Below are 24843 nucleotides of genomic sequence, written 5' to 3' on the forward strand. Positions count from 1 at the left end.
TAAGGATACACAAACCATTTATCCTGTTTTAAATAATGTCAATAAAAGCAACTAGCCAAATACTTGAGTGTTTAATAAGTAATAGATTCAAAAAGGTTTGTATAACAAATGAAATCTTTTAAATCACTTTCAATTTTATCTATATTCATCGCATTCCATGTTTGTGTTCATGCTGGTGTGCTCAAGGTTGATGTTCGTCACCGCCCTCCAGAAATGGTTATTACACAAGATACTAAAGAAGGCCCACTTATTGATATCTTGAATGCCTTGGCTGCAAAAACGGATAATACGGTTAAGTTATCGGAGAGACAGTTTAGAGCTAGTTATATGCAGTTAGTTAAGGGCAATATTGATCTATTACCTCGCACTATCTGCACACCTAGTAGAGCAAAAGAAATTGATTTTCTTGGTCCCATTGGCTATCAAGATAAGTTTGTTAGATTTTTTGTGAAATCAAATGATGTCACTATCAATGAGTTTTCTGACTTAGCACGTTATAAAATAGGTGTTAAAAAGGGAACATTTTACTTTGATGAGTTTAATAATGAGATAAATATTCGAAAGATAGAGTCTTCGGATGATACCAGCTTAATCAAAATGCTTGAGAAAGATAGATTCGACGCGATGGCAGTTCTAGACAGTAAATCTGTAGAAGAGACCTTAAAAAAAGAAAATATAGACAGTAGTCAATTTAGATTTGCTAAGTACCAGAAAGAAATCAACATCGGTAATTATTTTGGTATGAAAAAAAATCATCCACTTAAAGCATCTTTACAAAAAACTGTTGAGGAAATGGTGTTATCTGGCGAAGTTGCTAAAGCCTATAAGCAATATAACCTACAACCACCTAAGTTTAACACTGATATAGGCTTCATTCCTTGTAGCTTCTAAGTCTGTGTAAAAAATAGATATGGATTAAGTATAATTGTAGAGGAGATGCCTTTCAATCGAGTAGGCAGCTAATACTCATCTAGTAACCGATAAAGCTTTATTCTATTGATAATTTTCAACTGAGAAAGGCTATTAATTAATAGGTTAATGTTAAGTTGTTTCGTACAATCTATGCATGATTTAGGCATATAAAATGAAAATTTTTGTATTTTTTATTTGTATATTTATACAGCAGGTAGTAGCCATTGAGAGGAATGTTTTAGAAGTTATTTACCCTCCTAGAGAATCAAAAGAAGATACAAGAGATGATGATATAATAGAGCTTCTAAATATGATATTAGAGGCAACTGTATATGAGTTTGGTCCCTATACAATGAAACCCTTGCCATATTTCATGAATGAGGCAAGGTTTACCATACTACTAAAAAAAGAAATATCGTTAAATGTTATATGGAGAAGTGTAACACCGGAGTATGAAGAAGAATTACTGCCTATTAGAGTACCTATACGAAGTGGTATTTTGGGCTATCGAATATTTCTTATTAACAAAGAAGATCAGAAAATATTTAATAAAATTGAAAATGTCGATCAATTAAAAAAACTAGTTGTTGGGCAAGGGCATACATGGAATGATGTTAAAATATTTGAAGAAAATAATTTTAAAATAGCAACAGGGACAACGTATGAGGGATTGTTTAATATGTTATCAAAAAAAAGATTTGATTATTTCTCTAGAGGGATAAACGAAGCATATAAAGAGATGGAAGAACGTCAAAGAATTTATCCAGAGTTGCATGTCGAGGAAACTATCTTGCTATATTACCCTTGGCCAAAATACTTCTATGTTGCTAAGGGGAATTATAAATTAGCAAAAAGAATTGAAAGGGGGTTTGAAATAATTAAATCAAATCAGTCTTATGAAAAGTGGTTTTGGAAGTATAATGGCAAGGATATTTTTAGAGCAGATTTTAAATCTAGAAAGCTATTCAAGATCGATAATCCATTGTTACCTAAATCGGTGCCAATAAATGATGAGCAACTTTGGTTTAATCCTTTCTAGGAGCCTTGTGTTTCTTTAAAAAATTACTAATTATCATCATCCTTAAAATATTTTTAGTAGCTTGCCTGGTAACGGTGGTGGTCGGGTTTACATATAGGCTACCCAACAAGCCATTCATGCAACAGTTATTACCAAATGGCTTATCATTTCCCAACTTAGAGTAAAAAGAACAACGTTGGCAGCCTAATCCATCAAGCTACCAATATTGCGATCACAATATAGCTATGTCTCATTATTTTGCAAAATAACTTGAAATTTTCAATTGTTTTATTATCGAGGAGTGGTTCATGTATTATAGTATTTAAAATACTCGTGGAAATAATACACAATTTATAAGAAAAAATGATAAACTTATTTTTATTTTTTAAACTGTATAATAGTCATTTCAAAACTAGCCGATAATCTTCACTTATCTAAGGTATATGACGGTTTGGTTGTAAGTTAATCAATGATGTAAAAGATTAAAGGAATCAGCAAGATGGATGATGCCCCACTTTAAATAGTGTTATATACATAGTTCAATATAGATCTAATCTGGATTTATTTAATGTCAATAGAAACCTAGAGAGTGCATAATCTTAATGTAAGTCCTCGGCGAAATCAGCATACCTTAACGGCTTACAAGCCAATTTAATACCTATTTACTTTCGTTTCAATGATTGGTAGGATTTTTCACCAGTTTGAGTGACTTATAGCCTATTTTTTCCTATTGAGCCATCATCCACATATTATCAATTGTTAAGTAATATTAATGTATATATGAATAAATTTATTTTAACAGTAGTTACAAGTAGTGTCATATTAAGTACTACCTCTGTTTCAGCAGCTAATTATCAGCAGCTAAAAACACAAGATAATCAGTGTCTTGAAGTAGCTTATAACGAAGTTTTTCGTTGGGATTTTTCTTTACCTGTTTTTGCTAAAAAATGTGATGCTGCCAAGCAAACACAGTTTTGGAAAATGGATAATTCTGGAGTTATAAAACCAAAACTAAACTCAAGGAAATGTCTTGGCCCTACTATTCTTAAAGGAGAGCTGCAAATACGAAAAAAAATCCCGTTTAAATATGGTAATCTTGTTGTCGTTTCAGACTGTCACAGGCTTAATACACAGCGCTGGTTTTGGAAAAATAATACTTTAATCAATAGATCAAACACTAACCTTGCTATCAACATTGATGAGGAGGATAAAGCCAAGCTCAATTTCTCTTCCTTATCAACTAAACTTTACTGGACAACGACTGCAGGGTTTGACAGTCACCAACAAAGCTCTACCACTGTTAGTCGGGCAAATAGTAGAACTAATAACAGCTACCCACAAAATGACGACACATTTGATACGCCTTCTTTTTCTCAGCGCTTTGTTAACAGCAAAAGTGGGTCACATTATGCTCATCTTATCTCTAAATCTGGTTTTTGTGTTTCCCCTCCATCAACCTTAGATGCCGAGCTAGTAACTATGCTTCCGTCAAAGGGTTATTGTTTTGGATATTGGGCACTAACACACAATGGTGAGCTTAGACCAAGCAACTACCCTGATCAATGTATAGAAGTAGGTAGTGTTATAAAAGATGGTACTCATGCCTATCTTGCCCCTTGTTCTGGTGCAACTTACCAACAATGGCTCTGGGAAAACAATAGCTTACGCAGTAAGAAAAACCCTAACTTTGCCTTGACACAGAACAGCTTTTCTTTGCAAGTGACTCCTTATACAAAAGCCAACACACAACAATTTTACTGGGGTAAGCAAGGTGAACGAATTAAAAATAATCATTCTATTAACAACTATCAGGTGCAATGTGATAGTTATATTAAAAAGTCTATAGCATCAAAACTGACAGATAAAAAAATCGCCAAAGCTTGTAATACTGTGTGTGTTGGCAATAACGTTAGTTGGTCAGGCCAATGGTCACCCAGTAATAACCATGATGCAATTATTAATTGTGAGTGTAAACGTTGTAGATAATATTAAATCCTTTTCCTAACCTTTTAAGCTCTTCGCGTCTTAGCGTGAATTAATCAAAAAGCAGGCGCGATTTGAGTAGATCTATCAAATCTTATAAGTGTTAAGTGTATACTATCTAGTTACTGAAATAGCCAATTGGTATTGCATAGTCCCACACTTAACGGACTTTGACTTTAGCATTGTATTACCCTAAATGGATCGTTGTTACTCAATTTAGAGCAAAAAGAACTATACTGGTAGCCTTAACCGTCAAGCTACCAGCGATGCGATCACAAGGACGCCTTACTACAATTTAGTGTAAAAAAATAAATTTTTATTTTTTTAAAATACGAATAAGTATGTACTAAAATTAAAGAGTGTTTAACTACAGTTGGCAGTGTAAATATAGAAGCAAAATAGAACTATTATTTTTTATAAATAGTTTGTTTCGGTTTTATTTAAACCGAAACACTATACATATTGTGTATAGTTAGCAAATTAGCAGGTGATCCTAAATTAGTTAATGGCAGTATCAGAAGTGAAGAGTGGAAATATTTCTTTGAGTTATAAAAGGAATTGATATGAAAAAGCCAAACCTTATTAAGAAGTGTATATCACCAATCAAAATAGCTATGTTCTGTTCATGTTTTATTTTAACCGGCATGTCTAGTTATGCTGGTGAGTTAACGGATCAGCAAAACAACACTCTCAAACCCTACCAAGGCAACTCATTGCTATTGCTCCTCGCTAGAAACGACAGTACCCCTTTTATTCCTAATGGGGGACGCACACTGTCTTATACTACCGAGGAATGTCAGCTTGGATGCCCTGTTAATAATTGTAACTCACAATGTCCAGACAATTGTGTAAATTCGCCTCATGATTGTCATGTTAATCCTTCATGTTGTAATGGTGGATAGCATTCCATTTTTTTGCTTTTAATACAGTAGAAGGAATTTTTTTGGAACATCAAAATAACAAGATCAGGGCTGTGGAGTTAAGCCCGCGTCGGGGTTTTCAGGGGTGCCTTTTTCTCCCCTAAAACCAAAGGGTCCACGAGGCAGATAAATCGTGGACTCATTACCATTCTTATGGCGTATACGCACAGGGATCGATTCGCCAGCCTCTCCCTTCCGAATCTGTCGATATAAATCACTCATTGTGAAGACCCGTTCATCATCGTAACTCAGAATAATATCACCAGCCTTTAAGCCTGCCTTTTCAGAAGGAGAGGTTTCATATACCTCGCTAATTTTCACCCGGTTAGATTCGCCTGTTGCATACAGATAACGATCGTATGTCGTATCGCCTAATTCCTTGCGTACTGCTTCGCTGAAACTCGTTCTAGACTGCTTGGTGCCAGGATTACGGATGGCCTCGTAGTAACTCTGTAGCTGTTTCATGCGAATTTCATTAATCCGTTGAATAGTTTTGGGGTCAAAGCCCGCTTTTTCCAGTTGCTCGCGTTTTTTACTTCGATGGTGCTGCAAGGTGTGCGCTTCTTTGGCAGACTCGGCATCTGATTTTGATAAAAGTCCATGAGCTGTTGTCTGCATTGAGCCGGGCGTTTGTGTTTGAAGCACCTCTTCTATTAGCTTGGTCAGTTCTTGCTGCATACTTAGGCTCTGAGCAAGGTCTCGCTCCAGCGTACCAACCCGTTGTTCGAGTCGGGCGAGATCATGGGTTTCCACAACGGGGGCCGTAGCCAAAGGGATTGTTGTTGGGGGGCGTTGAGAAGCTGATACGATATGGGCGGGCGCTTTTTGTTCAGGTGAAGAAATGAATGTCAACGTTCCAACACCTATCCCCACCCCGATAAAAGCTCCACTCAGAAGTAGCACAACGGAATTTGACATATGTTCCTCACACTACCCACACTTATTCGTAGAAGCTGCTAAATGCAATAGGAGTAGCCTTAAACAGATTATAATACTTAAGGTGTTGTAAGTGATTAAGATTATGATACAGCTTCTACTGTGTTGTCTTGTGATGCTTTAGCTTATATAGACCTTTCCTAAGACAGTAATAAACAGGTCACTGGTCTGTTTTGAAAGCTACCAAATAAATGTGTCTGAGTAGAGTTAATCAGGGTACTGCTATAATCATCGACAAGAGATAATTTGTTGTTCAAACATTTTTCTTTAGACTTTCGAGTAAATGGACTTTAAAAGACAAAAAGGATTTGTATGAAACCCTTTCGTAAATTAACCCTTGGAATCATGATTTCATTAGCGGCAAGTTCCGCGATCGCTGATGCTCCTGAGCAGGTGATCAAAGCTAAGCTAAGCCAGTTGGGCGATAAAATGACAATAGACCGAATTACTGAAACACCAGTGAAAGGAATTTATGAAGTGCAGTTTTCGGGTGGCAAACTGGTTTATTCTAATACTGATGGTAGTTACCTGTTTAACGGGGATATGTTGAAAATTGAAGGTAATAAGTGGACAAACTTAACAGAGCAGGCACGTAGCAAAACGTTAGCTAAGTTAATTAATGCAATACCAAGAGAGAAGATGGTGGTTTTTTCTCCAAAAGGAGAAACTAAAGCGCATATCACTGTCTTTACCGATGTTGACTGTGGCTATTGTCGTAAATTGCATACGGAAGTACCTCAATTGAATGAGATGGGAATAGAAGTACGCTATGTAGCATTTCCAAGGGGAGGCAAGAAGTCAAAAGCTTATACCGTGATGGAAAATGTTTGGTGTGCTAAAGATCCTAAAGAGGCCATAACCACGGCGAAAAAAGGTCAAACAATTGCGGAAAATAAGTGTGATAATCCTGTAGAAGAGCAATATAAGCTGGGGTTACAAGTAGGGGTTAGAGGTACTCCCGCTTTAGTGTTGGCTGATGGACACTTAATTCCTGGGTATAAGCCAGCTGAAAAACTGGCTGAGTTATTAGGTGTAAAATAATACGGGGTTGTCGTTTAGGCGGAATAGTCCGCCTTACAAATTAGACAACGGTTGAGAGTGTAGAGCTTTAACCGCTAGTTCAGGGTTAACATCAAAAATCCGAAATAATGCTTTTGCAGCAAAATCACTTTTAAGTGAATAAATACCACTTAACCCACTTACTAAAAGCATATTCCATGTGGGCTCTAATCACTCTACCAGCAACCAACCATACAAACTGCTTGATAGAGAACAAGGATTGACAGGTTCATGAAAACAGCAAAGATTTGCAGTTCTGAAATTTCAGGAAAGAGAAAGTAGCGGATAGATTCTCTAAGCTTCTATCAAGACAGGACTTACTAATGAACTTAGTCAAGGGCTGATACTACCATGCTTTGACAACATTATCTCTTGTAATCTTTGATCTAATGCAGTGTTGATTTTTGTTCTATCTGGTGTAGTCAGATTCTTGAAAAGTATTATAAAATCAGTCAATTAGACTTTTGTATCGCGTTGATTAAACTTCGGGTGGCTGTTAGTATCTTCTCTAGCTTGCTAAGCACGATTTTTTATTTCACTCGGCTAGTATATAACCTGGAGTTCTATATGAGTGTTGATCAAAGTCCTTATTCGGTTCCTAACGCAAATTTAGAAGCTGATCTCTCAAAAGATAATGGAATATCACAGTTACCAAGATTCAGTGCTTGGTGGGTATTATTATTAACAGCTTTTACTTTTGGTATTTATGCCTTTATCTGGTTGTATAAGCGTACAGTTATTATCAATAAAATTCAAAATAGAAAAATTGAGCCTTGGTTAATAAATACGGCTATTTCTTTATTTATAATAAATAATCTACTTAGTTTCTATACAGGTTATTCTGGAAACACTATCGACCCTGCTTTACAGATAGTATCGATGATAATGAGTTTTACTGGAGGTATATTTTCATTAGTCTGGATATTTAAAGTAAGAAATAGGCTGAATTACATTGGAAATGCAACTAAAGGCAGTAGAAATTGGATAGGAGGAATATTAACCTTTTTCTTTACTGTTATATACCTACAATATAAGATTAACCAAATGATTGATGATTGTCAATCTTAAAAAATAGTTTGTTAACCCAGCTTATTTTAGCTGGGTTTTATCTTTTAGTATTAGGCAAGTTAATAAACAAGTAACTAAAATAATTTTGCCGAAACATCAGCGAACCCTTGTTTTGGCTTGAGTTCCTGAACTGAAGTATCACGGAAGTAGGGCATAAGTGGACCCGTAATAGCTTTTTTATAATTTCTGGCAGAATTTTTCTCCTTAAGCTTGTCAACTTTTTGCAAGTACTCTTCCAGTAAGTCTCCTACAGTAACATTGTCATGGCATGTTTCACCGAACAGGGTGCATCGTTTTGATTCAGGAAAGTGGTTGGAGGACTTAATTGTTTGATGCTGAACTTCGTATATTATTAATACTCGTTTACTGTCGGCATAAACAATGCTTTTCTTGATTATCGGTGAGTGCCTTTCATGTTGTATGAGATTTTATATTTTAATTAAATTTACTTTAAAGTGATTAGCTATAACAAATGAATAAACCATAGAGTTTATTCATTATCGTGCTCAATTTTTTCTAAGCTATTTTCATAAAAGTCAACTAGCAGGCCTAAGGTAATACCGATTAGCCAACCAGCTATTACCATTAAAAAGAAGCGACTCAAAATACTAATCCCACTTAAGCCTACACTTGAACTAAAAAAGGTAGATAGGAGTGCAACGCTAGCTCCAATGCCTCCATCTATTAAGGTTCGAGTACTCATTAATTGGAGAGCTTGATTGAAAAAGGTTGTTATATTTTTTTTCACGACATGTCTGCCTTACAACTTAAATACAGTACTATCATGTATAGCTAATACCCACGTTGGTGTCGATTATTAAATATGGAAGAAAGTTGCTGTTTGTTACTCGTCGGCACTGCTGTGCTGTGGCCAACAATATCATGTTTATGCCAGTTATAAGTATCCCGATCACCTTGCATGTTGCGGGTATGATCGGCGATATCTTGGGTTGTCTTAATATTCCCCTCAACCAATAAATCATCCACAAAATGAATGGCCTTGGGACTGATTAGTTTGGCATTACATCCACTTGTCAACTTAATAGTTAATTCATCGATTTATACTTTGACGCGAGTGCATTGGTGGTCTACTTGGTAAATGGTACCAGGGTGAATTAAGTTAACTAAAAGCCGGTAAAGCTCATTAACTCGGTAGTCATCTTTATGTGGTATTCCAATCTCAGGGGCGTCGCTACATAAAACCGTGGTGGGTGGAGTACCTTAATCTAGCCAAATAGAATCGCCAATATACAGACTCTGTTGCCAAGTCACTTCCCGCGCTTCATAGCCATCAGTATCTGGATTAAATATGGCTGGTCGACTTTGAATCGCTTCAGGCTCTGATATCTGATCTATTAAATTCCACCGATTTTTGCTTGGTTATATAGCACCAGCATAATCCCTGTCGCAAACTGGCGGGTTTCAATATGTCATGGATAGCACACACAAGGCAAACCATTCGCCTTGTAATAAATAACGTCCAACCCATTGCTGTTTATCTACCGTTAACTCATGACTACCTAAATAAATAGCGGTGCTTTCTATGCTTTGGCTGGGTGAATAGGCGTGGGTACGATCAATTTTTTATCAAAGTGCTGACTGAAGGTAGCCAGCATTTGATGATGGAATTTTTTAGTTTATTCATGTTTTGGTAAATGTTGTAATTGTATGTCGTGTGTTCTACTTAGTGTGATTAAAGCGATAACTGCACCTAATAAGGCAAGAGCCATATCAGTTTGTGTATCCCATACATAACCTTGAGTTCCTAAAAAAGCGTCTGCAGATTCTCCAGTTAACTCTGCCACCAACCATTCGATTAATTCATAAAATGCACTGAATGCAAGACAGATACAAATAATAAAAAAATTCCTCCAACTATTTCCATTAACTGCTTTTTTTCTAATAAGAATTTCTCGAGCAATCATTGCTGGGATAAAGCCTTGTGCAAAATGTCCCAGTTTGTCGTAGTTATTTCTTTCAAAGCCAAAAATTGACTTTAAATAGTCAAAAGCGGGCACTTCAGCATAGGTGTAATGACCTCCAACCATTAGCACTATACAATGAATTAAAATTAATAAGTAAACTAACGATGTGAGCGGAAAGGATTTATAGGTATACCAAAGTAACCCAGCACCAATAATGACGGGCAGTACTTCTAAAAACCATGTAAATTGATCTTTTGGGTTAACTGCAGACCAAACAAAAACAGCAGAGAGGACAAGAATCCAAATATACTTCATACACTCGCCTTATCAATAGTGAATATATGCATAAGCATACACTTACTCATAATTCAAAGCATAATTCAGTTCTTGTTCTAACAAAGTAAAAAAAACGCTCTACGGCCTGCTTTAAGTGGCTGATAGTTGCTTCTCTCCATTGATTAATGACTCAATCACTAGACGATCGGACAGTGCTCCGAGCATTACTTGGGCATAGCTGGGTTCGGTCAATAGTGGTTGATTCTCGACCATTGCAAGTAGTCGTGGAAATTGCTTATGCATCGTAGATTCTCCAAAAATAGTTGATTTAGAGCGGTTTGTGGAATGATCGCGTAAGGTTTATCACTATTACATGTAACAGTGTTGACATAATATGGCCTTACAGGTAACATATCTGCAACTTGAGACATAAAATGTCTCTTCAACACAAAGGACTGAATGTATTAGCTACAGCGAGGTAATCAAATGTTTAATTTTCTAGATAATGGTTATGCAAAAGTGGGTTTGTTTTGTTTGGCAGTGTTTCTGGTAGTCAAGCTGGTTGAAAACTCAACTTTCTTAGGACTTTAAGCATTTAATAACCTGATAAGGTTAAGGAGAAAAAAATGACTCATAATAAACTTTCTAAAGAATTTGAAACGGAAGTGATTTGTCCACAATGTTCAAATCGTGTGCTCAAGATTGACTTTGATATTATTGGGTGCCCTTTATGTAAAAATAAAAATGAGTTTAAAAAAGAGATACCTAATTGGGAACTTGAACCCATGGAATAAAGTTAGAGTAGTTCCACTTTTAAATTTGAGAGAAATTATATGGAAAAACACCATGACATCATTGCGGCTACTTGCCCAAAATGTCAAGCCACTATCCATCGTTTCTATTATGATTGTTTTGGTTGTTACCATTGCGAGGAAACTGAAACAAATAATGAAAGTGACAGCGACAGCGAGGTAAACTAAGAAGCCCAATTATTTATTGGGCTTCTTTATCACGACTATTATTAAAACCTCCCATTTCTTGTTGTCCCAGCAATCGCTACTCAAAGAACTCTTGATAATCTTCCATATCCCTAAAAAATTTTTCCAAAAACCTCGATATTGTTTTACCAAATATACCAAATCATTAAAATTTAGGCTTGCCTTCTTTATTAATAACGAGAACAGAGATGACCCAAATTGAAATGGGGTCAGTGCATTCATCTATTAACTCTCTTATTTATTCTCTTAGGAAATAAAAATTGACTAAAGTTACATAAATCAAAACAAATAAGTTGCTAAACTAATTATTAAACAAACTCTGATTTTTTATTGCAATGAAGATTTTTACAATACTAATTTTACTTGTCAGCTTTTTTTCGAATGCAAAAGAAGCGGAAAAATTACTAAAGATAACGACTGGTGAGTATCCCCCTTGGTCATCGGTTGCGTTTAAACATGGTGGATTTGTTCTCCATGTCATTACTGAAGCATTTAGGCGAAATAACTATGAGGTTGAGTTTGCTTACTACCCATGGGCAAGAAGCTATAAAGAGGGGGCGAAGGGAAAGTTTCATGCAACAGCCTTTTGGTTTTGTGTTCCCAAGCGACAAATAGATTTTTACTGTAGTGAACCTTTATTCCAAGAAGATTTTGTCTTTTTTCACCTTAAGTCAACTGATTTTAAAAAATGGACCTCTTTAGAAGATCTTGAACAGTATAGAATTGATGCTACAAGAGAATATTCATATACACCGGAGTTCTGGGAAGCAAAAGAAACTGGTAGCTTAAATATAATTGTTAGCAATACCGATGAAATAAATTTTAATATGCTTTTCAAAAAAAGAATTGATTTATTTCTCATGTCAACTGTTGCAGGATATACATTAATGAACAAAAAATTTAGTAAGTCTATGTCTCAGATGGTTACAAATCACTATTTTCCTCTAGTATCGAATACTACTCATTTGCTTTTTCCTCGAAACCGAGAAGACTCTTTTGAGCTTATAAATATTTTTAATAAAGGTATAAAATCATTAAAAGCAGATGGAACCTATGATAAGTTTTATGATGCTCTTCTAAGAGGCGATTATGAAAAAAAATAGTATTAGTATAATTGTGAAAATATATATTTTGTGTTTAAAAATACAATTGATATTTACTTTCTCAATAGTTATAGCATTTACTGCATTTAAAACCTATGCCCGGGATATAAAGATAGTAGGCACTGACTGGGAGCCTTTCTCTGCCTCTACATTAGAAAGTGGTGGAGTTTTAACTGAAATAGTGGTAACAGCATTTAAGCGAAAAGGATATAATGCAGAAATTCAGTGGTATCCTTGGAAAAGGTGCTTAGTGTTAACCTCCAAGGGAGAAAGGGATGTTTTAATGACAGCTTATTACAGTGAACAAAGAGCAAAAAAATATCTTTATAGTGATCCACTATTTCAAATTGATATTGGACTAGTCGCACTAAAGGAAGCAGGTATATCTTCATATAAGTCACTGAGAGATCTAGAAAAATTCACTATCGGTGTAACAAAAAACTGGGTCAATTCCGCAGAATTTGATGCTGCTAACTACCTAAAAAAGGATGTATCACTAACTCATATCACAACGATGCGAAAGCTCTTTGGAAGGCGCATTGATATGATTGTTACATCAATACCTGTTTTTCAATATGAAGTAAATCGGATGAAATACCATAGCTTATCAGAAGTGACTATTTTGGATCCAATATTAACTAAAAACAATTTACATATTTTATCAGGATTTAAAGTGGCAGATTATAAGAAAATTATTCAAGACTTTAATGAGGGATTGTCTGAAATTAAGCAAGATGGTTCTTATGGGAAAATATTTTCAAAACATGGTTTCTAAATATACTTTCTGCTTTGTTCTTCAAAATAAAAATGGTGTCATTCCTTCTCTAGGCTTACTAACTTATTCAGTTTTTTATTAAGAAAAACCATCTCCCGCTTATCCTGCCGATGCTTATATTCCCAATTAACCACAACGGTAATCGTGGTCAGAATAATACCGATTCACACATTAGTCACTGAGGTGAAGAGGCTATCTAGCCTAGCGACCAAAGAGTGGGTCAGGTATTTACAATCGACAAGTTCATATATTGATATGGGAAAGGTTTTGCCCTTCCATGGCTTAACTACTTTTTCTATTTTGTTAGTAGTTCTTCTGATAAGTTTAGGGTTTCTACTGCCTTTGATTTTTTATCCATAATACAAATTCCCTTAACTTGATATTTACCAGCTTTACTGCCATAAAAGCCTTCAAATATTGCAACGCCATAAGATGTTGTGCCGAATGGGTCGACATTTACTTTCAAGTCTTTGAGATTTATAGACTCTGTACATTTACTTTTAACATTTGTTTGAAAGTCATCCCAAGCATCAGGAGAGGAGGCTATACAAGTTGCAGTAAACAACAAGCTTCCCCAAAAAAAGAGCAGTCTTTTATGTACCATAGCGGATTAAATCCTAATCAATAATGAATTGGTATTATACTACTTCAGTACTATGTATCCAGAGACTAATAAGCTCTAAACTTTAACGGTACTAAATGAAAAAACCAGGGCTGTAAGCCCTGGCTGCTAGATCAGAGAGAATTTAAAGCCCTAACTGTTGACGCAGTGCTTCGTTGTCTTTTTTTAGTTCTTTTATTGACTCAATTAATACACCAACAAGCCCAGCATAGTTAACTTGTTTAAGTGTCACTTCAGTGCCATTTTTATCTATAATTTTGACATTATGAACCAGCTCAGGAAAAACTTTTTCTACATCTTGTGCAATTACACCAATATCTTTTCCTTGGGGAAGGTGTTCGATATCAGTTTCATTAGGATTTTTCCATTCAAAGTTTACACCATTGAGCTGACTAATTTTATCTAGTGGACTGTCAACAGTTGCAATGTTTTTCTTTAAATTTTCATCGCTAAACCTTGGTCTAGGGAGTGAATCAGCTGCATCAATTACACATTTAAAATTCTCAAGAAAATCAGTAATGTGTTTGCATTTATCTGCAAAGTCAGAAGCTTGAGTAGCTGTCGCAGCTGAAGTTAACAGGATACTAGCAATTAGCTTTTTCAAAATAGTTCGCCCGTACTTGATTTATGTCATTGTTTTTGCGGATTATGAATCTATACGGTACTGAAAGTATATGTAAATTATGAAACAGTTTGTAACAATGCATTAATTATCTATAGTCATTTATTTGACTTGGTTGTATCTTCCAGTCAGATAGCTTTGGTAGTGTTTACTTCGTCGGTATCTAACATAAGTTAACAACCCCAAAGAAGGAACAACTACAGCAATAAAAATTGCTGTCAATACAATAAAAAAGTTAATATAAAGTTCCATCATTTTTCACCCAAATAGTTTCATTGAAATTCTTACCGGCACTTTTTTACATCAAAATTTGGACATGCTTTACTAGAGTCCAAATTATAGTGGCCAGATATGTCTGCTACAGGGTAAAGCTGTTGCCATTCAGTTAATATTTTAAGCAAACTGTGTAATTGAGCATCAGTAAACTGATCTATACCCTAAGCTATGGATATTGTAGCCTTTAGCATGAGCAGTGACCCAATATTCAGGCCGACCATTATCGATAGTACCATTACGTTTGACTACTTTGTGATAGCCAATACCCGACCAGCCTCGTTCAATGTGCCAGCGGTGAATATCTTCGGCTGAAAAGTCTTTGTTGTTGGGAGGGGGCGGAGCAGTGTATAACGAGTTTTGTTATTTTTATTCAATAAAAACCAATTTAAACCAGACATCTTTATTGATACATGTCAGCTTTATTTATTGATAATCAATATAAACTATTCGTCGTATATTTTTACATAGATGAGGTAGGAGTTATGTTAAGAAGTATTCTTAAGTTATCCATACTGTGCTTAGTTATCAGCTCATCATCTAGTGTTTTGGCTCAGTCTGAAGATGCAGAGATACCAATAAAATGTCTATTTAATCCAATGTATTGTATAGAATAGACATATAAAAAAAGCCCCTACAATGAGGGGCTTAAAGGATATTAATTATTTGTTCTTAAAACTGAACAGATAGAAGATAGATAGTTGATTAACTTTCGCTATGAAATATTTGCTATATTCATAGGGCATCTGCTGTGCTTGCAAGTCTCGACTTCTGGTTTTACGATCGTACTACTTAAGTTAGCAAATGTATTCACCACTTCTGATTTGTCTGCAAATTCAATTAACTCTACTTTTGCACATGGTTTCCAACCACATCCAACCCCTATATTTGCAAGCTCAAATAGTTTACTAGTTACACTGCCTTCTTTAGGTAGCTTAGGCCAGTGCGGCCCTCCAAGTGCAAACTCTATGGGTGCTCCAGGTCTAAGCCCGGTGCGTCCTATTGCAATATTTGCAAATTCAATAGATTGAGTGGCGTCAAATTTATCAAATCCATCACTACAAATACGATCTATGCAACTCGCAAACTCAATGGGTTGTACTGCTTTGGTTCTAAACCCATCATGTTTTATTTTTATGTCAGCATTAATGGTTGAAACTGCGGCCATCGATAATATAAGGGCTGCTTTCTTTAGCATGTTGTTTTCCTTTTATTGTTCCCATAGTTAAGGTGCACAACATACAATAGTGATCGTATAAATAATGTAACTTTTGTTTATAGTAATGCTTTCGTGTGTAAAAGGTATTAGACACCTTTGAGGGATAAAAATACGGCGTCTTCTGACAGAGCTTTCATTGTTGTATAAAATTACATCATGGCCTGGGTGGCTTTAATCGAAAGTCAGCCCGAGTAGGATTGGCAACCAATAAAAAACTAGACATTAAGAAGATGCCTTACGAGCTTTATCAAAAACTAGGTGACCAGACTCTTCAAGATCAATTAAAGTATACAGGGGAGGGCAGGGCAATCGCATATAAAAATACAACAAAATCAGTATAATAGGATAAAAAGCAACTGATATAGAGTGCAACATTGGTAAAAAATAGTACAGTTTTAGATCATTTTGAACAGTTAGATGATCCTCGAATGGAACGCCATCGTCGCCATAAGCTCATTGATATTATTACTATTACGATTTGTGCCGCTTTATGTGGAGCAGATGACTGGGTAGCTATTGAGCGATTTGGTAACGCCAAAGAATCATGGTTTAAAAGCTTTCTAGAACTACCGAATGGAATACCCTCTCATGATACCTTTGGTCGTTTTTTCTCACGCCTTTGCCCTATCTCGTTTCAAAGCTGCTTCATCCAATGGATTCAGTCAATCACTGATAGCTTACCTGGCAAGCTGGTAGCAATTGATGGTAAAACCCTTAGACGATCATTTACTGAACCTGATAAGAAGAACGCTATTCACTTGGTTAACGCATGGTCAATAGAAAATAAGCTGGTGTTAGGCCAACTTAAAACTGATAGGAAATCCAATGAAATCACCGCCATTCCTGAACTATTAGAAGCAATAACAGTTAAAGGTGCTGTTGTATCAATAGATGCGATGGGATGTCACAAAGCCATTGCTGAAAAAACTCGTGAAAAAGAGGCTCATTACTTGTTGGCAGTTAAAAATAACCAACCTCGTTTATATTCTGCTATTCAAGAACAACTGTATTCTAAAAAAGCCAAAGTGTATCAACGTCCCGCTATAGACTTTCATTCTTCAGAAAAAGAACAGCATGGCCGTCATGAGATACGGCGCTGCTGGGTTTATCACTCAGTGGCTAAACTACCTATAGCAACAGAGTGGATCGATTTAGCGGCTGTCGTTAGGGTTGAAACAGAGCGCACCTTGCAAGGCAAAAAAGCAAAAGAACAACGCTATTATATTTCTAGCCAGCCCTTGTCAGCAAAAGCTGTCAGTGAAATGATTCAGCATCATTGGCAAATTGAGAATAGCCTACATTGGAGTCTGGATGTTGCATTTAGGGAAGATGATAGTCGAATTCGTATAGGCCATTCAGCTGAAAACATGTCCAGGATTAGACAAATAGCCCTTAATATACTTAAACAAGATGACACTTATAAAATTGGTATAAAAAATAAGAGGCTGTCTGCTGGTTGGGATCATGAGTATTTAATGAAGTTGATTTGTTCCGTGTAAATTTATATGCGATTGCCCTGCAGGGGAGGGCGAATATGTTTGCCATAACCTAAGGACTAATCAACCATTGGATGATGATCAGAAAATAAGAAAGCGGGCGTGGATGCCTGCACTTAAAAGTTCAAGGCTACGGTATCGCAATCCCTATTAGACTTAGCACACCTTTGCTTGATGATTGCCAGGAGTAAAAACCTATTCCGGATTGCCAGTCAAATAGAGCATCAGGGTATTAATATGATCAATAGAGATTATGGTAAGTTTATTGAGGAAACTGGGGCGCAAAGTTCATATGAGCTTAATCATGATTGAGGGGAGTTTGTGGTAAGTTTAGATGTGTGAAACCATCTTACATAGTTTCACTGTTGTGCTGTAACTGCTTCGAAGTTAATGACTGTGGTTGAGCAGGATTTTTTAGATTTGTCTACTCATGGCTATTCTCCTGCAGGTCCTACCAATAAGCTGAACCTTATACAGCAAGCTAAAACTCTTATTGAAATATTGTATCTTGTATTTATATATACATATTATATTGTACAACTGTGGTTTTACTTATTAATAAAAAGTACTTCACAACTTTAAAAACTGATCGATTAAATAGGATTTAGCCTGTCATACATTTTTTCGTTTAATAAATTATACATTATGTGTTGTGTGAAATAGTGCCAAAAAGTAAAAGACAAGTGATATATATTTTTTTCTCCAAAAAATGGTAAGTATAATATTAATTAACAAGGTATATTTTTATGATGGAAGCATTGAAAAAATTACTTATTCCTTTATCTACTACAAGTATTGTATTATTTTCTTCACTTAGTTTTGCTGGTGGAGATGCTTCAGTTAACAAATTGAACAATGATGCCAGTGGTTATGAAGGTAGTGAGTATTGTAAGGATGGAGAAACACTATTAGATCTCAAAACAGTAGTAAAAGATGTTAGCGGTTACTGTAATTTAATAGATAAAACTGATCGCTGGGCGATAGTAAGATTAGCAGGAGAAGCATCAATTTCAGGAAGTGGATATGGTTGTGAAATAAAGTTAAAAGATAACCGCAACTTGGGGCATGGCTTATGTCGAGTATCTAAAAAGCAGAAAAAAGTAGAAGGTGAAACCTGCCCCAGTAAAATGAAGCACGTCTCATTTGAAGATGTATCTCAGAATCTCAAAGAAGTCTGTGAGTCACTTGATGAATGGGATATTGTTCGTATCGGTAATAGAGGATCAGTAACAGGTTCTGGATATGGTTGCTCATTAAAAATCAATGATAGTAAAAACCTTGGTCACTCATTATGTGTTGATGAATAATAAAAATACTAAGTAAAAAATTCCCCTTATAGAAAGCTAAGTAATATTTTCTAGAGGGGGATTATATTTTAGGTTAAAATGATACACTGCCTACAATACTAAATAATGTATACTGCCTAATGGCAATTCAAGTAAACAAAGCTGAGAATTGATAGATAAATGCAAATCGATTTTTCATGGGGTTTGTATGTATTTTTTTAAAAAACTATGTAGTTTTCCGGTGCGTTCTAATTGTGTTATTCCTTTATCCAGAATACTTTTTAATTCATGGGCATATTGGTAATTTTTTGAAATTAGCATATAGAAATTTTCTGGATTAGTTTTAGGGATACGAGCATATCTCAGTTTTTTATCTAAAAAGAAGTCTTGGCCTACTAGCTTAAATCCTACAATAATTTCATAACGGGCAAGAGAGAAAGAGCATCGTGCGGATAAGGTTTTGACAACCAGTGAAGCATAATCACGAGCTCCTTTGTTCACAACAGAATCATTCACACCAAAATTGGTGTAATTATAGCCATGAAGCCCGCATAATGTACCATATTTTGTAAGATTAATAGGGTTTTTAACTTCTAAACCGTTAGGGAATGACTTATTCGCATAGAAGTAATAAGGAGTGAGTTGGTAATAGTCTCTTGTTAATAAATAGGATTCATCCCGTTGTGCATTATAGGATGCATCCAGAACAATATGGTACCTCTTATTTAGTGCAACCCATTTTAAACAACGTTGCCATGGAATCAGGTTGACAATCAATTTGATTTGATGGTGGGTCAGAATATTAGTCAGTACATCAATAGTATACCCTTTCACCTCCTTGGTTTTTTTTCCATTCATTCGTTGAAAGAAAGCATAGGGTGGCCACTCCTCTTCTCCGCTGCAAGCATGTATGGTCTGATTTTTGAGATGTGTTGTCTCGGCTACGAGTAGTGGAGACAATAGATAACTTACTATTATGAAAATACATACAGTTTTTTTACAAAAATAGTTTGTAAGAGAATAACTATATAATCTTACCATGAAAAAGTCCTTTTTAGCGCTATGGTAGCTTTCATTATTTAAACCATATTTTAATTGTAGGTAACTAGGTAACTTCCGGCGTAACTTTTTTCGCTAATACTATGAATGGTAATTCAAACCTCGCAGATAACATCACTTATAGGTAGTTAGTACATCCCAGGCGAGGCTAGATGAACAGGTAGAGTGTGAGAATATTAGAAGTCAGAGTAAAAGAGATAAGAAACTTGTCCAGATGAGTCTGTCGCTTTAATATCTAATTTAGCCCTATAAGCCAACGGCTTTGCCGGTGGTTGACTACTGACCTATATGTAGCAATCATTAACAACAATCGCAACACTCTGCATAACAACACAATAGGTTAGCTTGAGCATTCGAAGGAGAAGCTTTATCCAGCTAGGTAGTAAAAGTTACTTCTTTTTTTGTTGATGTATGATTTGGAGAAACCGACTTATTTTTTATACAGTCTTGTACTTCATTTACTGTAGGGTTTAATATAGATGATGTGGCTTCTGTTGCAGGCTGTTCAACAGCTGATAAAACTGATGTAAAACAGCCAGCTAAAACGAAAAAAAAAATTCTCAGTATATCCATTACATATCTCCTGTATATCAATAATGGGGTGTAAAAACACTCACTATATTAACAATAGATAAGGTCTATGAGCTTACAAAAGAAAACTATATTGTAAATACGCTTTTATTTATTACGAAGATTTAGGGTGTATTCTTTTAACTTTAAAATACATTTTTATTTCAGTCTTGATAGACTGCTAGTGTTGTTATTAGTGCTTCATCCCCCACTCATCTCTCTTGTAGTCTTTCAAAAGCCTGCCGATAACTCTAATTTATCAGAAGTTATTATAGTTTATTGATTTTGTTAGTACTTTTTATATCAACCAGTGAGGAAAGAATATGCTGTAATTTATTATACATTATCACAATTAGTTTCTTATAAAGAAGCTCGAAAGAACAAATAAAAAAATGATATCAGAGTCACTATAGTTGGGGCATAGATGATAGCTTTACTTCTTGGTGACGCATTTTTATTTAAACCTATAACTATAAAAGGAGTAAAAATAAATCCTTGTATGAATCCTATTGGGCAAATTAGTAAAAGATAGATTACCCCATCATAATAGCCTGGTTGTCCATGCCCTGATGGTGCAAAGTCTTTTTGTGTCCAGTAAGCAAAAATAAAAGCCATTGGAATCGAGCAAGCGTACAGTATTTTTGAACTCTTATTGGTTAGCAAGTAATCCATACTATATTCCTGAACATCATTACAATAGTATTAGTACAAATTTTAGCAGCCTTGGGGTAGATAGAGCATTGATTAAATAATCTTTCTAAGGTGATTACAGACCCATAACAAAATGTTTTCTTTTTGGTGAAAAGTTACTGTTAGGTTAAAATTTATGCTGATTGTAACTATCTCTTCGAACTTCCCCCCCCCATTTAGCAGACACTTGTCATTAGGAATTTAGGTGCATAGCTGCTCATATCCTACTGGTGTTTTGTAACCAATAGATGAGTGCAATCTTTGCTGATTATAATAAATTTCAATGTACTCAAAAATTATCTTTTTTGCCTGTTCACGATGACTAAAAGTATAATCGTAAACACACTCCACTTTTAGGCTATGGAAAAAGCTTTTTGCAACGGCATTATCGTAACAACAGCCTTTGCCACTCATACTACAGATAAGTTTGTTGTCTGTAAGCTGCTGCTGGTACTTTTTAGAGCAATACTGACTACCTCTGTCAGTATGTACGATGACCCCTTTCGGAATACCTCTAGGCCACAAGGCCATCAACAGTGCATCACAGACAAGCGCCTTATTAATCTGTTTCGACATTGACCAACCGATCACTTGGTGGCTAAACAAATCTATCACGATGGCTAAATACAGCCAGCTGTTGTGGTCCACACATAGGTTATATCGCCTACCCATTTTTCATTGGGTTTACTGGCACTAAAATCTTGTTGCAAGCTATTTTCAGCGACCGGTAAATAATGCTTGCTATCCGTTGTAACCTTGAACTTCCTCGCTTGTTTAGCTCGAAGCCCTAGTGCAACCATTCGCTTTGCAACCCGCTTGTGATTTATACGCTCTCCGTTGTCTTTTAGGGCTTGAGTAATGCGAGGAGCCCCATAACGACCTTTATGGTGTTCAAATAACTCGATAATATCAGTATCCAGCTTCTCATTAAGCTTTATCCTTTGTGACGCAACTGAATGGCTCCATTTATAATAGCCTGACCGAGAAACACGAAAAACCCTACACTGTAAGGCTATAGACCAGCTCTGTTTATTGGATACTTCACATCTGGTTTTTCGCGAAGTATGCTGCCGCCTTTTTTAGTAAGGCATTTTCAGATTTTAGCTTTTTATTCTCAGCCTCTAGAACCTTGATCTTCTGAGCCTCTGTTTGTTTTTGATCTTTGCTCATTGTTTCCCTGACAGCCTGTTGGTTGATCCACGCGTAAAGCAAGCTCTTTTGCAATCAGGCTTGCCTGACTCACTGACACCCACTGCTTCTGCGGCTTCTTTGGCACTGTAACCTTGGTAAATGACCAGGTTAGCTGAATCAACTTTAAATTCTGTTGAATAATTCGGCTTTTTCAATGTTTGTACCTCTATCAATGGTGGGATGATACCATACAGTTAGGTGTACAAATTTATTAAGCCACAACATATGAGCCTAATCATGATTGGGGGGAGTTTATAAGGTAATCAGTCTTCAAAGTCAAAAAAGTGTACAACTTGTTAGGTAGCTAGGAGAAATACTCGGTAATATGTTGATAAAGCTCGTAGTTGGGCATATGAGTTGGGAGGTTAAAATCACGATAAAAAATGTCTCCATAAGGAATATGAGCACCTGTGCGTGAGACAACTGGCTTAAAGTGTTCAAAGAAAGCATATTGCTTATTATTGATTAGGAGAATGGAATCATGAGCAAGTTCATCCCAAACAATAACTTGAAAAAATAATTTGTTACTATCCGTTGATGGATCAACTTCAAATAATTGTTGGTTTCCTACTTTTGCTGTTGATAAAATATTGGCTGCTTGATCTCGTTGCTCTACAGATGAAAAAAAAATATGGGCATCGTTGGTCATTAGTTGTTCCACTTTCTTGAATGAAACACCTATATTACGCAAAAATTGCTCAGGGTTAATTTGACGATATAATACTTTACGCGAGTTACTGGGTACTTGAGCTTGGGTTAATCCATTACAAACTAGCAGAGGGACTTTGTCAAAAAAATTAAAAAGCAGTGATAGAATCTTGTCTATAGTCTGTAAACATATTTTGAGTGGACCTGTATTCAAACTGTCTTGACTCCAGTAATGGTGCTGTACATGTGCTAGGCTATTAATAAAAATTAAGTTAAAGTCCGTATTGGATTTTTTACACCAACCAATGAAGTTAAGTACTGATATTAAATCAAATAATAAAAATAAACCCCAATTATGTAAGCGGCTTTTAAAAATAAGGTATATAAGCTGAATTATTTTATTGACTATTGATAAAAGTGACGCTTGAGTTATTTGATATATAAAATAGTTGGTTGATTTATTTATCAATGGCCATAAAGCTGTGTCGAGATAATTTTTAGAGTAATATCTGGGTAAGTTAAGCAATCCATTCAAGTGAGAAGGAAATGCTTGTTCTGAAAATGTCCACGGGTCTGGTAAAAAAAACGACAGTTTTCAGCAACACCTTTTGAACTATTCATTGCCCCCCAAACCCCACTACTAACATCATTCTGGCTCAATATTTCCCATAGTTGGCGATGCTTAACTCCTGGAACATCCCCTAAACGTAGTACACCATGTTGTGTGGCTGGTTTTCCAGTGTGAATTGATACCCATTGTACCCATGGGTCAAGGCCTGAGTGCTCAACCTTTTCATTACAGAATAATTGACTATGTTGCATTTGTAGGAGTTTAGATAGCGTGACTAACTGGTGAGTTTCAACCGCTAATTTAAGTAGGTCTGTGTTAAATTCATTAAGCTCAATAAGGGTTAACTTTTTCATATGGCTTGCTAAATTTATTTATCAAAGTAGTCCCTAGTTTTACTAAAGCTAAACTTGCCATCATATAAATTAATGGATATAGAGGTAGCGCATAACGAGGGAGTGGTGTGAGCACTATATGAACGGCTGAATAATAGAATAAGATGATTCCTATAAATAGAGTTAAAGGAGTTTCTTTTAGTCTGAATTTAGCTTGTCTGTATAAAATGAGTGTGGCATAAATAAATGCTAATATAATAAGTAAGGGATGCATTTCTTCAAAAATTTTCAATATTTTTTTGTGGAATAGATTATAGTCGTAGATACTGTTATTTACTTGATAAATGAAAGGCCCACCTTGACCTTGGATAATATCCCATTGCCAATAGGTTATAAATTTATCAACTACGTACCAATGAATAAACTCCATTGGTTGCTTAAATGCTCTGTTTTTAACATGGATTAAAACCTGTTGCCAGTCATCCGACACTTTCATATATTGCGAGTCAGAGAGGCGAGGAGATACTCTTGGCCCTGCTCCATAACTTAAGTTAGGATAGCTTCCATAATGAAAAGCTTCGCGTAAAAGACTAGTTTGATCCTTGACTTGCTGACTATTATGCTTCCATATATACCAAGGACTTAAGGCTGTGATAAAAACAATTAGTAGTATAAGTTGTTTCCTTCGATCGACCTGTGCTTCATTTGTTTTGAAAAATCCCATCATAAAAAATAAAATTAAGGGAGCTAGCATAAAAACTGGCCGAGTCAATGTTGCTGCAGCTGCTACTAAACCCATTAAAATCAATAGTGTCATTGAGTGCTTTCGTAACCAGAGAGCGTATAGGTAAAGTACTAAAATAAGTAGAAAGCTGAACCAAGTTTCAGTCAAGATATATCCGCTGATAACGACCAAATGGGGTGATAATGCAGTTAACATTGCAGCAATAACTGCTGATATTAAGTTGCTGATTCGAAAGGTGATGATATAAATCAGCAAACAAATTCCTCCCCAAAGAAGGCTGTGGACATACTTTATGTTGTCAACAAAATTATTGTTTACAGGTTTCAGAGACATGACTGCAGTTAAAAATAAGGGGTAGCCAGGATAAATCCAGGATATAGACTTATCCGATGCTGGATCATAATGATACTGAAAGCGGTTAATGAGGTTGATTGCTATCATAGTATATTTATATGCATCAGATCCCATTGAAACAGCAGGAGTCATAGTACTAACAAATGATAGCCGAGTGACCATAGCGATAATAAACACAAACGCACCTATGAC

Annotated in this window: 29 protein-coding genes and 1 pseudogene; 11 read left to right on the top strand and 19 right to left on the bottom strand. The window is 35.7% G+C overall.

Annotation, left to right across the window (positions count from 1 at the left end; genetic code table 11):
- Positions 1 to 108 precede the first annotated feature (108 nt).
- The 4 genes from G4Y78_RS05615 (at position 109) to G4Y78_RS05630 (ending at position 4815) form a co-directional block, all read left to right on the top strand.
- Positions 109 to 891, top strand: coding sequence for a substrate-binding periplasmic protein (locus G4Y78_RS05615; protein WP_163832099.1), 783 nt, complete (start codon positions 109 to 111; stop codon positions 889 to 891).
- Between the two features lie 193 nt (positions 892 to 1084).
- On the top strand, positions 1085 to 1951 hold the full coding sequence (locus G4Y78_RS05620; RefSeq protein ID WP_163832100.1) for a substrate-binding periplasmic protein: 867 nt from the start codon (positions 1085 to 1087) through the stop codon (positions 1949 to 1951).
- Positions 1952 to 2710: 759 nt separating this feature from the next.
- Entirely contained in the window at positions 2711 to 3916 is a 1206-nt protein-coding gene (locus G4Y78_RS05625) for a ricin-type beta-trefoil lectin domain protein (protein WP_163832101.1), read from the top strand.
- Positions 3917 to 4476: 560 nt separating this feature from the next.
- On the top strand, positions 4477 to 4815 hold the full coding sequence (locus tag G4Y78_RS05630) for a hypothetical protein (protein WP_163832102.1): 339 nt from the start codon (positions 4477 to 4479) through the stop codon (positions 4813 to 4815).
- A gap of 63 nt (positions 4816 to 4878) precedes the next feature.
- Here G4Y78_RS05630 and G4Y78_RS05635 read toward each other — a convergent pair whose 3' ends face one another.
- On the bottom strand, positions 4879 to 5685 hold the full coding sequence (locus G4Y78_RS05635; RefSeq protein ID WP_163832103.1) for a PDZ domain-containing protein: 807 nt from the start codon (positions 5683 to 5685) through the stop codon (positions 4879 to 4881).
- A 396-nt stretch (positions 5686 to 6081) separates the two neighbouring features.
- On the opposite strand from G4Y78_RS05635, the gene G4Y78_RS05640 reads away from it, so the two are divergent.
- Entirely contained in the window at positions 6082 to 6810 is a 729-nt protein-coding gene (locus G4Y78_RS05640) for a DsbC family protein (protein ID WP_163832104.1), read from the top strand.
- A gap of 585 nt (positions 6811 to 7395) precedes the next feature.
- Positions 7396 to 7896, top strand: coding sequence for a DUF4234 domain-containing protein (locus G4Y78_RS05645; RefSeq protein ID WP_163832105.1), 501 nt, complete (start codon positions 7396 to 7398; stop codon positions 7894 to 7896).
- A gap of 74 nt (positions 7897 to 7970) precedes the next feature.
- On the opposite strand, the gene G4Y78_RS05650 is transcribed toward G4Y78_RS05645, so the two are convergent.
- The 5 genes from G4Y78_RS05650 to G4Y78_RS05670 form a co-directional block, all read right to left on the bottom strand.
- The gene (locus G4Y78_RS05650) at positions 7971 to 8123 is read right to left on the bottom strand and encodes a hypothetical protein (RefSeq protein ID WP_163832106.1); all 153 of its coding nucleotides are present in this window, start codon (positions 8121 to 8123) and stop codon (positions 7971 to 7973) included.
- A gap of 263 nt (positions 8124 to 8386) precedes the next feature.
- On the bottom strand, positions 8387 to 8644 hold the full coding sequence (locus tag G4Y78_RS05655) for a hypothetical protein (protein ID WP_163832107.1): 258 nt from the start codon (positions 8642 to 8644) through the stop codon (positions 8387 to 8389).
- A 44-nt stretch (positions 8645 to 8688) separates the two neighbouring features.
- Complete coding sequence (locus G4Y78_RS05660) at positions 8689 to 8883, bottom strand: hypothetical protein (protein ID WP_163832108.1); 195 nt, start codon at positions 8881 to 8883, stop codon at positions 8689 to 8691.
- A 650-nt stretch (positions 8884 to 9533) separates the two neighbouring features.
- A complete protein-coding gene (locus tag G4Y78_RS05665) occupies positions 9534 to 10136 on the bottom strand; it encodes a DUF2238 domain-containing protein (RefSeq protein WP_163832109.1) in 603 nt (200 codons plus the stop codon).
- A gap of 111 nt (positions 10137 to 10247) precedes the next feature.
- The gene (locus G4Y78_RS05670; RefSeq protein WP_163832110.1) at positions 10248 to 10400 is read right to left on the bottom strand and encodes a hypothetical protein; all 153 of its coding nucleotides are present in this window, start codon (positions 10398 to 10400) and stop codon (positions 10248 to 10250) included.
- Between the two features lie 323 nt (positions 10401 to 10723).
- On the opposite strand from G4Y78_RS05670, the gene G4Y78_RS05675 reads away from it, so the two are divergent.
- From G4Y78_RS05675 to G4Y78_RS05685, 3 genes are all read left to right on the top strand, one after another.
- Positions 10724 to 10891 (top strand): hypothetical protein, encoded by a 168-nt coding sequence (locus tag G4Y78_RS05675; protein WP_163832111.1) that lies wholly within the window; start codon positions 10724 to 10726, stop codon positions 10889 to 10891.
- A 539-nt stretch (positions 10892 to 11430) separates the two neighbouring features.
- On the top strand, positions 11431 to 12198 hold the full coding sequence (locus G4Y78_RS05680) for a substrate-binding periplasmic protein (RefSeq protein WP_163832112.1): 768 nt from the start codon (positions 11431 to 11433) through the stop codon (positions 12196 to 12198).
- Entirely contained in the window at positions 12185 to 12973 is a 789-nt protein-coding gene (locus tag G4Y78_RS05685; RefSeq protein WP_163832113.1) for a substrate-binding periplasmic protein, read from the top strand. The genes G4Y78_RS05680 and G4Y78_RS05685 overlap by 14 nt, the downstream gene beginning before the upstream one ends.
- A gap of 295 nt (positions 12974 to 13268) precedes the next feature.
- Here G4Y78_RS05685 and G4Y78_RS05690 read toward each other — a convergent pair whose 3' ends face one another.
- From G4Y78_RS05690 to G4Y78_RS05700, 3 genes are all read right to left on the bottom strand, one after another.
- The gene (locus G4Y78_RS05690) at positions 13269 to 13577 is read right to left on the bottom strand and encodes a hypothetical protein (protein ID WP_163832114.1); all 309 of its coding nucleotides are present in this window, start codon (positions 13575 to 13577) and stop codon (positions 13269 to 13271) included.
- 142 nt (positions 13578 to 13719) lie between these two features.
- On the bottom strand, positions 13720 to 14199 hold the full coding sequence (locus tag G4Y78_RS05695) for a tail fiber domain-containing protein (protein WP_163832115.1): 480 nt from the start codon (positions 14197 to 14199) through the stop codon (positions 13720 to 13722).
- A gap of 1006 nt (positions 14200 to 15205) precedes the next feature.
- Positions 15206 to 15688 carry a hypothetical protein gene (locus G4Y78_RS05700; RefSeq protein ID WP_163832116.1) on the bottom strand — a complete coding sequence of 161 codons (483 nt, stop codon included), beginning with the start codon at positions 15686 to 15688 and terminating at the stop codon, positions 15206 to 15208.
- A 395-nt stretch (positions 15689 to 16083) separates the two neighbouring features.
- Between G4Y78_RS05700 and G4Y78_RS05705 the strand changes: the two genes are divergently transcribed.
- Both G4Y78_RS05705 and G4Y78_RS05710 read left to right on the top strand, forming a co-directional pair.
- The gene (locus tag G4Y78_RS05705; RefSeq protein ID WP_222937590.1) at positions 16084 to 17208 is read left to right on the top strand and encodes an ISAs1 family transposase; all 1125 of its coding nucleotides are present in this window, start codon (positions 16084 to 16086) and stop codon (positions 17206 to 17208) included.
- A gap of 743 nt (positions 17209 to 17951) precedes the next feature.
- Positions 17952 to 18512, top strand: coding sequence for a hypothetical protein (locus G4Y78_RS05710; protein ID WP_163832117.1), 561 nt, complete (start codon positions 17952 to 17954; stop codon positions 18510 to 18512).
- Positions 18513 to 18686: 174 nt separating this feature from the next.
- Here G4Y78_RS05710 and G4Y78_RS05715 read toward each other — a convergent pair whose 3' ends face one another.
- The 10 genes and pseudogenes from G4Y78_RS05715 to G4Y78_RS05755 all read right to left on the bottom strand — a co-directional run bounded on the left by G4Y78_RS05715 (position 18687) and on the right by G4Y78_RS05755 (position 24828).
- On the bottom strand, positions 18687 to 19451 hold the full coding sequence (locus tag G4Y78_RS05715; RefSeq protein WP_163832118.1) for a substrate-binding periplasmic protein: 765 nt from the start codon (positions 19449 to 19451) through the stop codon (positions 18687 to 18689).
- A gap of 474 nt (positions 19452 to 19925) precedes the next feature.
- The gene (locus tag G4Y78_RS05720; RefSeq protein WP_163832119.1) at positions 19926 to 20123 is read right to left on the bottom strand and encodes a hypothetical protein; all 198 of its coding nucleotides are present in this window, start codon (positions 20121 to 20123) and stop codon (positions 19926 to 19928) included.
- A 357-nt stretch (positions 20124 to 20480) separates the two neighbouring features.
- Entirely contained in the window at positions 20481 to 20792 is a 312-nt protein-coding gene (locus G4Y78_RS05725; RefSeq protein ID WP_163832120.1) for a hypothetical protein, read from the bottom strand.
- A gap of 219 nt (positions 20793 to 21011) precedes the next feature.
- Positions 21012 to 21482, bottom strand: a complete 471-nt coding sequence (locus tag G4Y78_RS05730) for an IS3 family transposase (protein WP_230425704.1) — start codon at positions 21480 to 21482, stop codon at positions 21012 to 21014.
- Positions 21458 to 21826, bottom strand: a pseudogene (locus G4Y78_RS31855) (IS3 family transposase); the annotation flags it as partial. The gene G4Y78_RS05730 and the pseudogene G4Y78_RS31855, both read right to left, overlap by 25 nt.
- Before the next feature lie 25 nt (positions 21827 to 21851).
- Positions 21852 to 21980, bottom strand: coding sequence for a hypothetical protein (locus G4Y78_RS31285; RefSeq protein ID WP_268935053.1), 129 nt, complete (start codon positions 21978 to 21980; stop codon positions 21852 to 21854).
- Positions 21977 to 22156 (bottom strand): transposase, encoded by a 180-nt coding sequence (locus tag G4Y78_RS05740; protein ID WP_163832122.1) that lies wholly within the window; start codon positions 22154 to 22156, stop codon positions 21977 to 21979. Before G4Y78_RS05740 ends, G4Y78_RS31285 begins: the two co-directional genes overlap by 4 nt.
- A gap of 149 nt (positions 22157 to 22305) precedes the next feature.
- Positions 22306 to 22863 (bottom strand): hypothetical protein, encoded by a 558-nt coding sequence (locus G4Y78_RS30740; protein WP_222937646.1) that lies wholly within the window; start codon positions 22861 to 22863, stop codon positions 22306 to 22308.
- Positions 22864 to 23180: 317 nt separating this feature from the next.
- A complete protein-coding gene (locus G4Y78_RS05750; RefSeq protein ID WP_163832124.1) occupies positions 23181 to 23573 on the bottom strand; it encodes a hypothetical protein in 393 nt (130 codons plus the stop codon).
- Positions 23551 to 24828: an ArnT family glycosyltransferase gene (locus tag G4Y78_RS05755; protein WP_163832125.1), complete on the bottom strand. Its 1278-nt coding sequence runs from the start codon at positions 24826 to 24828 to the stop codon at positions 23551 to 23553. The genes G4Y78_RS05750 and G4Y78_RS05755 overlap by 23 nt, the downstream gene beginning before the upstream one ends.
- Positions 24829 to 24843: the final 15 nt, after the last annotated feature.

The sequence above is a fragment of the Spartinivicinus ruber genome (assembly GCF_011009015.1).
GTDB classification, from domain to species: Bacteria; Pseudomonadota; Gammaproteobacteria; order Pseudomonadales; family Zooshikellaceae; genus Spartinivicinus; species Spartinivicinus ruber.